The organism is Synechocystis salina LEGE 00031 (assembly GCF_015207985.1).
In the GTDB taxonomy this organism is placed as follows: domain Bacteria; phylum Cyanobacteriota; class Cyanobacteriia; order Cyanobacteriales; family Microcystaceae; genus Synechocystis; species Synechocystis salina.
On record NZ_JADEVV010000049.1, the window covers coordinates 17,171 to 31,005 of the forward strand.

Sequence of the window (13,835 nt, forward strand, 5' to 3'; positions counted from 1 at the left end):
CCGAATCCCCTATGCTGGAGCCGTTCGAGAGAGCACAGCTTAGTAAGACAAGCTAGGGCTTTGGTACAGGGAGGACTGATTCGAGAGCTGCTTCAGGAGGAAATCGGCAACGTCAGCCCGAGAAATCTGTAGCGTGATGTTGCGCTCGCTACTAGGAAAACTGTGGTGATACTGCCCCGTGTGCGGTCCATCAGTAAGGGCACTCGGGCGCACGATGGTCCAATCTAAACCACTGCTTTTCACCAGCGCTTCTTGCCGCTGATGATCGGCAAAGACCTGGCGCAGGATGAAGCCAAACATGACGTACTTCCAGTAAAAGTTCAGGTTGCTCCAACTTTCTCCAGCGCCTAGGGTCGATAGGCAAATTAACCGACGCACGCCCACCTGCTGCATCGCCTTAATAATCTGCTGGGTACCTTCTGAGCGAATGGTGCTCTTTAACTGTTTGCCCGCCCCTAGGACACACAGCACTGCATCTTGTCCCTGGATGGCGGTTTCGACTGCTACGGAATCCATCACGTCTCCTTGGGCGAGGCGGAGTTGAGGATGCTGAATATCGAGCTTGGTCAAATTGCGAGCAAAGGCGGTGACAGTATGTCCCTGTTCTAAGGCTTGTTGAACAGCCTGCCGACCGACAGTTCCAGTGGCACCAAAAATAACTAGTTTCATGGCTTGAAAGCTCCCTAAGTAATAACAGTTTCAGCTTAAGGAAATCGTCAAAACCAGGCTGTCAGGTTCTTGCGGGACTATCACTTTCTTGCGATCTCTTTTCTAGAACTAAGACATTCTGACCGCGACAGCATAAGAATGGGGCTTTGAAAAGCAGGATATACTGCCCCCTCTTCTGCTGCTGTTTCACCTGAAGGTGCGAGCTCTGGCGTAAGCCGAGAGATATCGGCCCAAAACTAGTGAGGCAACGATGTGATGCCCCACTGTACCAGCGGACCCAAAAATCATGAGGTTCATCCAATGGCCTTCAGAAAGATAACATCCTTGCTAATGAAGGTCGGCTTGAAAGAACTTTCATGGTTTGCAGCTCCAGCACGTTCTGGTTACGAGTTGTCGTTGTAGAGCGAAACACTTAAGATTGATTCAACATTTTGCACTGTTCACAAGATTTTGTGTGGGACGGCTTGAAAATCGAACCGTTGATACGAATCGCGAGTTAAGGAACCCGATAAACTGATGGCCGCTGCGCAACCGCAAGCAGACTTGCCCCTAGAGTCACCGTCAAATGTGACTACGTCGGCGTCCCAACCGTCAGAGATTCACCTGGAACATCTGCAATTTCCACCAGGGGAAGCGACAGTTCACAGTCCTGACCATCACACCTTATTCATCAGTTTGGCGCCGCGACCGATTCAATATCACCAGGCCCAAGACGGTAAAACCCACGAAGCCCTTTATCGGCGTGGCGATTTCACAATTACTCCGGCCGACCTACCATTCTTTGCGCGTTGGCAGGGCACCGAAAACTGTTTGCAATTACAGATGAGCGATCAATTCCTGCGCTCCGTTGCCCAAGAAACCCTGACCGGTTACAGCGATCACCTCACTCTGGTTCCTACCTTCCAAAGTCGCCAAGGGTCGATTGAAGCGATCGCGACACTAATGTTGACTGAATTGCAGCACCGGCAGTCTGGCAGTGCCCTGTATTTGGACTCGCTGGCCCAATCCCTGACCGTCCAATTGCTGCGGCAGCACAGCAGCGCCCAACCACAATTGCCTAAGTATGAAGGGGGCTTGCCACCTTATCAATTGCGTCGAGTCTTGTCCTATGTGGATGCCCATCTGACCCAAGACATTAAATTAGCTGACCTGGCACAACTATTGACGATGAGTCCGTTTCATTTTGGGCGGATGTTCAAAAAGTCAGTGGGAATAGCTCCCCACCAATATGTGATTCAGCAACGAGTTGAACGCGCTAAAACCCTCCTAAAAAAGAGCGATCTCGCCATCATCGACATTGCCCTTGATTGTGGTTTTAGCAGTCACAGTCACCTCAGCCAGCAATTTCGCAAAGTGATGGGGATGACACCCAGAACCTTCAGAGGCTAGGCGTTTAGACATGGAGTTTCGTAGACAAGGTTTAGTTAGTTAACCAACTCCAAGGAGGAAGACAAAACAGCAATGCCTCCAATCCAATTATCAGCACCCTCACAAGGCTTAACATAAAGCAGCTCGGGATGACGAGAATGCTTAGCTCCTCGACAAATACGTACCTCAGTTCCAGAAGAAATTGAGCAAAGCTTAGAACTGGACGGTTTACCGTGAAATCTCTTAGAAATTAAACCCACTGCTTGAGAAGTCAAAATATAAACCTTCATATAGGAGGAGGGTGGGGCATAAATCTTAGAAGACTTATCACACTTGAGTTTGGTCAATTTATTTTCACTGTCTTTTTTTAACGAACTTTCAGTGGGGGTGGGGCATAATTTAGAGCTCTCTCTAGGTAAGGACTCTGAACTTTTTGACTTGGGCAAAGTTCTTGGCTTTGGAAGCTGAGTACTTACAAAGGGAACCTCGGCGGAAGACTGACCAACTATCGGGTTTTCTAGCCCAGTGTCAATGAAATTGTTGCTAGCACTATCTGATTGGATACCCAGCTCTGGCTCTTCCTTAACGACTTGAGGAGTTTTTTCTGTTATCACCTCAATCTGCCTATCAATAAACTCAGGCTCAGTTACTGCACTGGGAAGTAGGCTTGATATTTCAAGGTCTGCCAATTTAATACACTGTGGATGCCAGAACTCTTTATATCGAGCTAAGGTTTTATCAGAGGCACGGATGCCAAATATCTCTTTGATTGCCCCAATTAATAACTCTTTCAGTTCTCCGACCTTCCTTGGCAACACTTTCACCGTTTCCGAAAGATACTCCATGCCCTGTTTAATACGCTCAATGGCACCTTTTTGTCGGCTCTGATTAACTAAATTCTCCTTCGGTGGATTTTCTGGGCGACAACCTTTTTTCTGCAAGTCATTAAAGCTGCCAATCCGGCTTGGTTCACTACCATAGGGGTAGTAATACTTCTCTATGCACCTTCCCCAGTCCTTAGCACGACGGTGGATATTATGCTTGTGTCGACAATATTTTTGATAACCAGGACTCGATTCTGCTGTTTCTACTATGTAGTCCGCTAGGGCTTGCCCTTCTAGCCCCTTAAAGACACGCCCATAGGTACTGATTATCCGCAACAGGTCGTTAGTCTGTCCGAAACTTGTCCAGCCCTCAGCTATCTGTTCCCTTAGGTCTTGGGCAAAGCTACACGCATCAGCTTCCCCTTTGACCCGTCGAAAATGTTTTATGTGACTGGCACTCTCTATCGCTGTTTCAATCAGCTCTATGTCCTGTTCTTCTGCCGCCGCTTCCCCTTGCTCTAAGAAAACTTCTATCTCGTTACTGTAGGGGACGAAGTCTTTGTCCAGTAGGTAAGACCCCCGCTGTAACGGTAGTCTTAGAGCTTTATACGCTGTTTTACTATGCTTACTGTAGCCCTTGGTGTTGGGGAAGATTTCCAACTTGCCATCTTTTACTTCATACCCCGCTTTGTTTGCTGTCAGCCGCAACATATGCGCCAGCTTAAACGTGGGCAGAGCTTTCGGGAACACAAAGTACACGTGCAAGCCTTCACTGTTAGAGGACTGCACTGTCACTATGCTGTTTATACCCACCTCTTCGTAGGCTCCTAACAACTCTCGGTATTGCGCCTCGCTGTTACCTGGATGATAGGGACTCTGACGGTCAATATCTAGCACCGCATAGTGAGTCGTGGTGCCAAAAGATAGCCCTATCAATCTCTCCGGGTCCTGATACATGCTCCATAAATTGCGGTGCTCTATTGGGTAATCACTTATAGTTATCCACTCTGGGGTTGAGCTATAAGAACTTTTTATAAAGTTAAATCGATGGTTAAAAAATCTACAAAACCTTTGCCCCGTATAACTTTGGGGCAGGTGCTTAGTCATTAGCACTGCTCAGATACTCTCCTATTTTTTCCCAGGAGGAGCTATCCGGCAAATTGGTATGCTACACTGACGACAGTATTTGTTGAGTCTGTGTAGCTACCTGTGGCGTGCCTGAGAAACACGCTTTGCCAGGTGGCTTTAACCTTTTCTGGGGGGTACGTTAAGAACTTGATGTTCTTATTAAGTTAGGTTGACTCCCTCTCTTAATTGCTTAGAAAATGGGCCACTGTATCATAGCCTATTTCCTGAACGACACCCCCACATTTTTTCACCTTTTCCCTAAACCCCATATATCAAGGTTTTAGCGCCACTCACCAAGGAGGGTCGACGGTCTACTCTGTACACGCATAGTTAGCCTAGGGCTTCTTGGGACGCTGTCAGTGAAGTTAATTAAACCTATGATGCTCCCCATTGTCTGGACACAAAAACAGAGCTCTTCAATTTCCTGAAGCTATTTAGAGGGGAATGATGACATCACTAAAAGCTTTTATATAGCTTTCACAACAATAATCCCGTTTGCTTGATCTCCTCGAACATCCTTAAAAAAACTCCTTTTGGTTTAGTAATAAACGAAGCTTGATCAAACATTGAGTCTGAGAATTTGTTCATTGTGTAGGTCATGGTCGACTGGCAAACATGAGCATAGAATTACCTAAAATCGGCATTAGCAAAGATGGTACACTAGTAATTATTCTCGTTCTTTATTTCCTTCGTGGATGCCTAGTCCAATCTCTAACTCAGAGTTCCTCCAGCAGTGGCACCATACGTTAGCCCCCCACAACCTAGGCTATAAAGTCAAACTGGTTTCTCAACTGATGTACCGCCACTTTTTGGAGCGTCTAGAACCTTACGGGCTAACGCCCTTTCACTATCTGGTTCTGTGCTGTCTTTGGGAAGAAGATGGGCTATCTACCTCAGGTATTGCCGACAAGCTCAAGCAACTGGGGGCGACTCTGACAGGCGTAGTTGATCGCATGGAAGACCGCAAACTGGTCTACCGTGAGCGTGACCCTAGTGATCGGCGAATTATCCGCATCTGGCTCACTGACGAAGGCAAAGCTCTAATGACCGTCCTCCCCCCAATTGGTGCAGAGACCATTGATCGATCAACCGCCGGGATTTCAGAAGCAGAGCAAGCTGTTGCCATTCGGGTTTTAGAGCAAATTATCCACAACCTGCTCTAGGAGACTATCCCCGTCTTCGTTGACTTTAACAATTATTTAATGTGTTAATAGTCAATATATCAAGTAATTGTGGCTTGGTTATTCCAGCCCACAATCCGCCTGCAGAGGCTTCCACCTACCCAGCAAAGAAAAATATGTCAAAACTGTCGATCCAACAGAAAAAATGGCTGTTATCTGCCCATATTGGATTTGCTGCCCTTTGGACGGGGGCTGTCTTGAGCATGTTTCTGCTCTCACTGCGAAATATGTCTCCGAGTAGCGGAGACGAGCTTTACACGCTCAATGCCGCCATTAACCTGCTAGATGACTACATCGTAATCCCTGCCGCTATTGGTTCAGTGCTGACCGCCACAGCCCTGTGTTGGACGACCAACTATGGCTTTACTAAGTTCTATTGGGTGATCACTAAGTGGGTCTTGACCACAGGGTTAGTGATCTTTGGCACTTTCTGGCTCTTTCCCTGGGGCAATCAAGCAGAGCAGATATCTGATCAAGTTAGGCTACAAGCGTTGAATAGTGCGGTCTATGCCTTTGATGCCAAGGGAGTGCTAATCGGTACCCTAACCCAAGCTATTTTTTTGATCATCATCATTGGCATTTCAACCCTTAAGCCTTGGGGAAGACGCGCAACCATAAAACAGACTCAAAATAACTAAGCCTGGGTTGAACCCGATGTGGACTAGTTGCAGATTTTTCCTTAGCGTACAATTTTTTCCTTTTTCCGTTGTGACCCCGGCATCTAAAACTCCAGCAGGGAATCGGTGGTGGCTTGTCCACTCGAGGGGCTTGTTAGACAGCCGTCTCCGCTTGAACAGCAGGACTGGCATGCAGTTGAAGCCCGAGTGCAGCAATAACCTTTAAGACGGTTCCACGTTCAGGATTACCGCTAGAGGAGAGAGACTTTCGCGACCCAGTCCAGCTTTCCGTTCAATCTGTGTCATGCCTTTGGCACGAGCGATATCACCCAGTGCAACAGCTACCAGCCTTAGATCTCCATCCTCTAGAGCAGCTTTGAAATAGGCAGCCATGTCTTCACTCAGCGCCGACGGCCGTCGTTGACCGTTGCTACAGACTTGGGTCCCATCGGCGCGCTCCCGGGAAGCTCCGCCCCGCGCAGAACAGACACCACCGCGCCCACCAACCCCATGGCTGCCGCCAGTCGATAGGCCAACTGCTGGGCCCCCAAAAAGGCGTCCAGGGGCTGTCCATTCAGGCGCGCGCCCACTACCCCGGCCAAGGCGCCATCAGCGCCTGCGGCCCCGAGGGCGTGGGCGAGAAGCGTGGCCGCCAACGCCGCCCCGATCGCCTGGCCGAAGTTGCGCGCCATCGAGAAGAACCCGTTGGCCACACTGAGGTGTTCGGGAGGAATGGTGTTGAGGGTGGCGCTGTTGTTGGGAGGATGAAAGAGCCCGCCGCCCATGCCCATCAGCACCAGGGGGCACACGATGGCGGCGGTGGAGGAGTGAGGACCGAGCCAGGACAGGCCGAGCAAGCCCGCGCTGAGGCTTAGCATCCCAGCGGTGCTGAGGGTCCGCCCCCCCACCCGGTCGCCCAAGCTGCTGACCGTGAGACTAGTGGCCGTGGCTACCAGCGAGAGCGGCACGACCAGCACACCCGCCATCACGGGCGAGCGCCCCAGCACGAGCTGGGCGTACAAGGGCAGCAGGAAATAGCAGGACACCGCGGCGATGAAGTAGAAAGCGGCCGCCACCGAGCCGCACAGGAAGGCGCGTGAGCGGAACAAGTTGAGGGTCAGCAGCGGTTTCGGCAGGCGCCGCTCCACGATCAGGAACAGCACCAGTACCACGCCGCCGCCGATGAGCAGCGCCAGGTTGGCCAGGGTCAGCCCAGTGCTCGAGAGACGTTCGATTAACAGGAAGGGAGCGCTGGTGGCCACGATGGCGAGCACGGCGCCCGTCCAGTCCATGGCGGTACGGTCCTGAGGGCGGGGGCGGGCCTTGAGAACACGCAGGCTGAGGATCAGCCCGGCCAGGCTCACCGTCAGGATGACGAGAAAGATGGAGCGCCAGCCGAACTGGCCGATCAGTAGCCCTCCGAGCACCAGGCCCGTGACCTGGGCCAGCGCCAGGATCGAGGCATTGACCGCCATGGCCTTGCGCCGCTCCTGCTTGGGGAAGACCGCGGTAATCTCGGCCATCACGTTGGCCAGCACAAGGCCACCGCCGATGCCTTGCAGGATTCGGAAGGCGATCAGGCTCCCGACGGTGGGCGCCATCGCGCACAGGACGGAACTGAGCACAAGGACACTCATGCCGGTGACGACAATGCGCCGTCGCCCCCAGATGTCGGCCAGCCGACCGGCCGGCAACAGGGTGACCGTGACGGTGAGCAAGTAGGCAACGATCACCCACTTGAAGACAGAAAGGCCGACACCAAAATGGCGGGACATTGCCGGCAGGGCCAGGGTGACGATGAAGCCATCCATATACACCACAAAGTTGCCGCATTCGACCGCCGCCAGGGTCCACCAGCGATCTTGTCCCCCCGGAAGACCTCTGCATGGTTCTGTGCAGCTGGGTTGGCCTGGACCATGGCAGTTACTACCGTGATGGTGAATCATTATGTTTTCGACTCTAACTGTTTGCAGCTGAACTTCTTCTGGGCCTTCCTTCAGTATGGCTGGTCTCAGCCTGGCAAGCCGAGAGCTCTTGCAGTGCTGGTGATGGATCTGGCAGGCGAATCGGTGCAGCTTGGATGCGCAATGCGTTCCTCACCGTCGATCAGCAGTTTCAGTCCGTTGGCCTGCATGGCCTCGAGATGCGGTCCGCGCGCGATCAGCGTCACATCCTCCCCCGCGAGCGCGAGTTGGACCCCCAGATAGCCGCCGATAGCGCCGGCACCGTAGATACAGATACGCATTAGCCTAGCCCCAGCTTCTCTGCCAAACCGATACGCTGGAGCTTACCCGTGGGTCCGTTTGGAATCTCCTCCAGAAATAACACCTTGCGTGGCACCTTGAAGTCCGCGAGGCGGCCGGCGGCAAAGTCGCGGAGGTCACGCTCGCTGGCCCGCTGGCCCTCGCGCAGCACCACCGCGGCCGCCACCTCTTCGCCCAGCTTGGGGTGCGGCATTGCAAAGGTCACCACCTGTTGCACGGCGGGATGGTCCATGATGACGTCGTCCACCTCGCGCGGCGAGATCTTCTCACCACCGCGATTGATGATCTCCTTCAGGCGCCCGGTGATGCTCAGATACCCCTCGTCGTCCAGCATGCCCTGATCGCCGGTTCGGAACCAGCCGTTGGTGAAATTCTCGGCGTTGGCCTTGGGATTGTTCTCGTAGCCCGGCGTCACATTCTCGCCGCGGATCACGATCTCGCCAACCGACCCGCGCGGCAGAATCGCACCATCGGCGTCCATGATGCCGACCTGGGGACCAGCGGCAATGCCAACGGTGCCGGGCTTGCGCGCGCGGGGCGGCAACGGGTTCGACGTCATCTGGTGGGCGGCCTCGGTCATCGCATAGGCCTCGACCACGGGCGCGCCGAAGGTCTCCTCCAGCGCGTGCATCACCTGCGGCGGCAGCGACGAAGACGACGAGCGAATGAAGCGCAGCTTGGCCGCGTCGACGATGTCCTTGCTGCGTGCCGCGCGCGGCAGGATGACCTGGTGCATCGTGGGCACCGCCGTGTACCAGGTCGGCTTTGCTTCATCGAGCCAGGCAAAAAACTTCAGCGCATTGAAACCCGGTGCACAGAACACGCTGGCGCCGACGCGCAGCGACGACATGATTGCCGCCATCAGACCGTGAATATGGAACAGCGGCATCACGTTCATGCAGCGATCGTCGGCGGTCAGCGCGAGCGTCGTGCTGATATTACGTGCCGATGCGCAGAGGTTGCGCTGGGTCAGCGGCACGATCTTGGGCCGCGATGTGGTGCCCGAGGTGTGCAGGACCAACGCGATGTCGTCCGGTTGCGCCAGCCCGCTGTTCGCTGCCGCGTCGCCGCTGGGCGCGCCGTCGAATGTAAAGGTGCCAGCCGCCTCGCCAGCAACGATGCGCAGGATCGGAATGCCGAGCTTGTCCGCTGCCGCGACCGCCGGCGACTCGCTGCCCTGCTCGACGATCAGCGCCTTGGCATTCAGATCAGACAAATAGAACTCGAACTCGTCCAGCCGATACGCCGGATTCAACGGTGTCGTGGTAGCCCCGCAGGCAACGCTGACGAAGGCGGTTGCCATCTCGGCACCGTTGGGCAACACGATAGCAACCCGATCGTTACGCCCAACACCGCGCTGGTTCAGCGCCGCGACCGTCTGTTCGGCTTGCGCCCGCAGTCCGGCGAAGGTCAGGCTCGGGCGCTCCGGCGCCAGGATGGCCTCGGCGGCGTCGACGCCAGCCGAGATGAGTTCGAATACAGTGGTGGCTTCGGCCATGGCCGGTTTCTCCCAGGTTGTCGTTCAATCTGGTGCTCGACCTGGCGAGGGCCGAACATCCAGCATGTCAGTAGTTCCACACGGCAATCAGCTTTCCCGGACGGACCGGCGTCGGGCTGGCGGACTCGTTGGGCGCTGTCATAGTTTAGCGGGTGCAACAGGCAAGAGCTGCGGTTGTGCCTGCGAGAATAGTGTAAATGGTAAAGTGTTACCGTAATTGAAGATCACGAGTAGCGGTGCGAGCATGAATAGTGGCATAACGATCAGCATGGTGACGACGATGCCTGGTAGATTGAGCATCGTGCAGGGTCCTCTGATCGCTGGAACAGCGCGCCGGTTGTGTTGTTGTCGCCGGTCTGCTTGTTTCGCGGACGTGAGCGCTGCAAAGAGCGAAGGATCGCGAAACAGCCCGAAAAAGCCCGAACACCGTTGTGGCCACCCAAACTCCTCGATCCGGCATGAATGATTATCTGATCAGACGACTCACGCCCGAAGACGCCCCCGGCGTGGCGGCGCTGGTCCGGCGGGTATGGGGAGAGGATTATTTTCGCCGAGCGCTCTACGATCCCGACGCCCTGCTGCGCGCCAACGCCGACGGGCGCCTGCTGTCCGTCGTCGGTATCGACTCCACCGGTCGCGTCGTTGCACACGATGCCTTGAGCCGCCCGGAGCATGAATCCTGGGCGGAAACCGGCGCGGCCATGGTCGACCCAGAGCACCGGCATCACGGGCTCATGTCAAAGACACGGCCATTTGTCATCCAGGCAGCGCGAGAAGAAGGCCTAAACGGCGTGTTCGGGCATCCGGTGGCCGATCATGTCTTCAGCCAAAACGTCTACGTCGATCTGGGCTTCACCTGTCTGGGGGTCATGGCGGGAGAATTACCGTCTCGATACCTTCGGCATGTGCCGCCCGAATATCGGTCGCGGCACGGCTCCATGCTGCTCTACGCATTGCCGCTGCGCTCCTTCACCCCTCGCCGCATTTTTCCTCCTACGCAACATGCTGATCTGATCCACAGCCTCTATGCGCGCCTGGGCATACCAGTCACCAACAGCGGCAAACCCATGCTGCTGCAATCCAGCGCCCGTGCGATGCGCGCGCGGTACGATGAAGACTTTGACATCCTTGTCATCGACCGGATCGACTCGGCACAAGAGCCCGATGCCTGCCGCACGGATTTTGAGCGGGCGACGGCCGGGCACGACAACGTCCTGGTCCAGATTCCACTGGACCGGGAAACGTCGCCAGACTGGTGCGCTTGGGTGGAGCATGAAGGCTTCTTTTTCGCCGGCATCACCCCCGGCTTCGACAACGGCCGCGATGTCATCTTCTACATTCGACTGCAAGAAGCCCCGGTGCCCGTCATCTACTATGCCGATCCCAAAGCCGAGGACATCATCAAGGCCGTCCTGGCAGACTGCCGCCGAGCGACCGGCGGCGCGATCAAAAGTGTCTTAGTACAAAGTGATTCCAGAAGTAGTTCCCACTAGCAAGGGTTCTGCTTCGAAGGCTTAGACTTGGATGAACTGGGGAGAGAAAAGGGAAGAGCTGACCCTGTTTTTCTTTTCCCTCAATTGAGCCTGGCCCCTTTTCTCTGCCTGCGTTGGTGAACGATGCCTAGCCTAGCTGGCGGCTGATGTCTTTGCCACTGGTACCGAGCGAAATTCTTTTTGCCGCAGATGGTGGCGCCTTTGCATTCTTTCCGGCCTTGCCATAGCCTATGTCCATTGATGGTCATGCATGTGCTTGCTGATGGCGTTGAGCCGATGTCCTCGATTGTGGCTTAAGTATTAGCAACGGAAAAATTTTGGTCGTTAAGTCTGAAAGCTTTAACCAGTAATGCTTACAGACATTAAATTTTATAGCTTATCTGAATCTCCACTGTCCCATTTATGACTATAAATGAGACAGTTTCACCGCCTAATTACCCGAAAACCTTGATTTCTCGTTAGACAGACTCGTAAAGCCAAACATCGCAAATGGGACAGTTTAGATAAGCGACCCAAATTTTTCCGTTGCTAATACTAAGCCTAATCGAAACCATTAAGAACATGTGCAACGTAGACAAGCCCACCCGAAGGTGAGCTTCATCCATCTTCTTCTCAACTTCCTGTTGTATTTGACTAACAACAGACTCAAAGCGAAGGTTCCAAAACTGTACCGGAGTTACTCGGGGTCAAGTTTGCGGAGCTCTTCTAAAAGATCGGTAATCTGTTTCGCAACTCCTACCAAGGCTTCAGCACCAGAAGCATCAATCTGACTAGACCACTTTTCCAGGGTGACAATAGCGATCCCTGGAGAAAAGGTAGGTGTACACCTACCTTTTTGAACAGAATCATTTAAAAGCCTCTGAATCCGATCCTCGGAAAGCCCAAAGACCTTAGCCAACTCCCGCTTGAGGGACTTCTGCCCTTTCCTGGGGCGACCCTTGAGAGACTTATAGCCAGCTTCCTCTAACCTCTGGGCTGCCTTCTTAATTTCGGTGGGGGTAAAGTTACGACGCTGGGAATTCTCCTCAATTTCTATTTGCAGGGCTTCTAAGGAGTTTTCGCTGGCCTCGAAGTCAAAAACTTTGACCGGGACTCCTGCGGGGAACAGCTCTTTATAGAGGTTCGGGTCTTCCTCCTCAATCTTCTGCAACGCGGCTCGACGGTGAGCTCCGGCTAGCAAGTGATTCTGGGAGTCAACAGCCAGGGGAGTAATGAGACCGATAAAGGAAATGGACTCCGCTAGGTCATCAACATGCTTTTGCTTAAGGAGACGGGTATCCCCACCGGGACGGTCAAGAATCTGTTCTAGGGCAAGTAATTTGATAGTGGTGGAATCCTCTGCATTGGTAGGAACAAACTCTTCATCTGCTCGCTGGTCAAGCTTACCTAGACTAAGGGTTGATTTTCTAGACATTAAAGTACCTATTCTTGAGCCAAGACCAATAATCAACAAGTTCTGTGGCAGCCTTACCCGTAGGATTCCACTCGGTGACGGAAAGACCTTCAGCGACGGAAGCAGGGAAGTCTGCTCGGCTACGGATGATTGGACCTACAGGATGGTGGCGCTCCAGTCCCGATATCAGGTCTGTCAGTTTGGCACTGGGGTGAGCCTGATTGATGCAGAAGACAGCGGCGGTCTGGGTAACCCTAATAGCAGCAAGGGTCGCCCCCAGGGCATCTAATTCTAACTGTCCAGGGCGAAGCACCACCACACAAAGATCTACCTCGGTAGCAATTTCAATCAGACTAGCTTCTGCACTAGGTTGGGTGTCAACCATTACCCATTCAGACTGACATTTACCCAAAACATTCTTCACTCGGGCCGCCGGGGTAGTTACCACCTGGGGAAGCAGACCCTCACCTCGGCGATCATCCCAGTCAGCACAGCTAGCCTGGGGGTCACTATCGATTATCGTTGCATCACCAGCAAGAACAGCTAAATTCATAGCAAGGGTAGACTTACCGACTCCCCCCTTACGACTAAGCACAGCAATACTTTTCATAGTGCCCCCCTTACATTAGAAGTGAGCTCAATCCAAAACCAGCTGTTGTCAGATTTGTGAGCTCTCCACCCAAAGCCTTCAGGGTACTTATTCTTCTTCGCATACCCCTGCAGAGTCCTCTTAGCCCTAGGCTCCTTAGACTGGGCTAAAAGCTCCACTAACTCAGCTGTAGAAATCCCCTTGGACTGTACCGCTACGGGGGGAAATGTTTGCATTCCCTGCAGATCAAGGTTGTGCAAACTTGCCCTCAAAGACTCTATTTGGCTAGTAAAGCGAATCTCAAGGGCAGCAACGGCAGAATCAACATCATCGACAGTGGCTAGGCCCTCAGAGAGCCCATGGGAAGAGTCCACATAATCACCACTGACAGCTCGGGAAACGAAACGTTGTAGCTCACTACTGGCGGAATTCCCCCGGTCTGCAGCCCATTGCTTAAAGGATTTCCAATCAGAAGCACGAACTCGAAATGTAGCAAGGGTAGTGGTAGATAGCTCACTCATAGGGCATACCCTGTTTTAACTACTCCCATCATAGCTATAAGACTTACATAAATTATCTAGACAATACCAATATGCTCGAAGAAACAATAGCAGTAGCCCTGGCTTACCTGTTCATGGTCGGACTACTCAATATACCAAGTGGCGAAAAAAGCACGCTAGTAAAGCGAAAATTAAGGGTTACGGTTCAATGCGAAAGGCGGAGCTGGTACAACATTTACTAGCCTCCCCAACGGAAAGACCCCATTTCCTTTGCACCTCCACTACCCGGGCACCTGACTAATTCAGATAAA

Annotated in this window: 12 protein-coding genes; 4 read left to right on the plus strand and 8 right to left on the minus strand. The window is 53.3% G+C overall.

Translation table 11 applies throughout. The annotated features are described in order from the left end of the window. Positions 1 to 39: 39 nt before the first annotated feature. Positions 40 to 669, minus strand: a complete 630-nt coding sequence (locus IQ217_RS14920) for an NAD(P)-dependent oxidoreductase (protein ID WP_194020558.1) — start codon at positions 667 to 669, stop codon at positions 40 to 42. Positions 670 to 1,185: 516 nt separating this feature from the next. Between IQ217_RS14920 and IQ217_RS14925 the strand changes: the two genes are divergently transcribed. Beyond that, positions 1,186 to 2,058, plus strand: a complete 873-nt coding sequence (locus IQ217_RS14925) for a helix-turn-helix domain-containing protein (RefSeq protein ID WP_194020559.1) — start codon at positions 1,186 to 1,188, stop codon at positions 2,056 to 2,058. 35 nt (positions 2,059 to 2,093) lie between these two features. On the opposite strand, the gene IQ217_RS14930 is transcribed toward IQ217_RS14925, so the two are convergent. Further along, positions 2,094 to 3,968 carry a hypothetical protein gene (locus IQ217_RS14930; protein ID WP_228024075.1) on the minus strand — a complete coding sequence of 625 codons (1,875 nt, stop codon included), beginning with the start codon at positions 3,966 to 3,968 and terminating at the stop codon, positions 2,094 to 2,096. A gap of 716 nt (positions 3,969 to 4,684) precedes the next feature. On the opposite strand from IQ217_RS14930, the gene IQ217_RS14935 reads away from it, so the two are divergent. Together IQ217_RS14935 and IQ217_RS14940 are read left to right on the plus strand one after the other, a co-directional pair. After that, entirely contained in the window at positions 4,685 to 5,152 is a 468-nt protein-coding gene (locus IQ217_RS14935; protein WP_190599938.1) for a MarR family winged helix-turn-helix transcriptional regulator, read from the plus strand. Positions 5,153 to 5,226: 74 nt separating this feature from the next. Then, the gene (locus tag IQ217_RS14940; protein WP_228024074.1) at positions 5,227 to 5,808 is read left to right on the plus strand and encodes a hypothetical protein; all 582 of its coding nucleotides are present in this window, start codon (positions 5,227 to 5,229) and stop codon (positions 5,806 to 5,808) included. A gap of 201 nt (positions 5,809 to 6,009) precedes the next feature. Here IQ217_RS14940 and IQ217_RS14945 read toward each other — a convergent pair whose 3' ends face one another. The 4 genes from IQ217_RS14945 to IQ217_RS14960 form a co-directional block, all read right to left on the minus strand. Continuing rightward, positions 6,010 to 6,180, minus strand: a complete 171-nt coding sequence (locus tag IQ217_RS14945) for an addiction module antidote protein (RefSeq protein WP_228024073.1) — start codon at positions 6,178 to 6,180, stop codon at positions 6,010 to 6,012. 8 nt (positions 6,181 to 6,188) lie between these two features. After that, the gene (locus IQ217_RS14950; protein WP_420826695.1) at positions 6,189 to 7,598 is read right to left on the minus strand and encodes an MFS transporter; all 1,410 of its coding nucleotides are present in this window, start codon (positions 7,596 to 7,598) and stop codon (positions 6,189 to 6,191) included. A gap of 200 nt (positions 7,599 to 7,798) precedes the next feature. After that, positions 7,799 to 8,032, minus strand: coding sequence for a ketopantoate reductase family protein (locus tag IQ217_RS14955; RefSeq protein WP_228024072.1), 234 nt, complete (start codon positions 8,030 to 8,032; stop codon positions 7,799 to 7,801). Then, a complete protein-coding gene (locus tag IQ217_RS14960; protein ID WP_194020561.1) occupies positions 8,032 to 9,549 on the minus strand; it encodes an acyl--CoA ligase in 1,518 nt (505 codons plus the stop codon). The genes IQ217_RS14955 and IQ217_RS14960 overlap by 1 nt, the downstream gene beginning before the upstream one ends. 458 nt (positions 9,550 to 10,007) lie before the next feature. On the opposite strand from IQ217_RS14960, the gene IQ217_RS14965 reads away from it, so the two are divergent. Next, positions 10,008 to 11,042, plus strand: coding sequence for a GNAT family N-acetyltransferase (locus tag IQ217_RS14965; protein WP_194020562.1), 1,035 nt, complete (start codon positions 10,008 to 10,010; stop codon positions 11,040 to 11,042). A 676-nt stretch (positions 11,043 to 11,718) separates the two neighbouring features. On the opposite strand, the gene IQ217_RS14970 is transcribed toward IQ217_RS14965, so the two are convergent. Next, a complete protein-coding gene (locus IQ217_RS14970) occupies positions 11,719 to 12,456 on the minus strand; it encodes a ParB/RepB/Spo0J family partition protein (RefSeq protein ID WP_190599943.1) in 738 nt (245 codons plus the stop codon). Beyond that, positions 12,449 to 13,045, minus strand: coding sequence for a ParA family protein (locus IQ217_RS14975; protein WP_190599944.1), 597 nt, complete (start codon positions 13,043 to 13,045; stop codon positions 12,449 to 12,451). Before IQ217_RS14975 ends, IQ217_RS14970 begins: the two co-directional genes overlap by 8 nt. Positions 13,046 to 13,835: the final 790 nt, after the last annotated feature.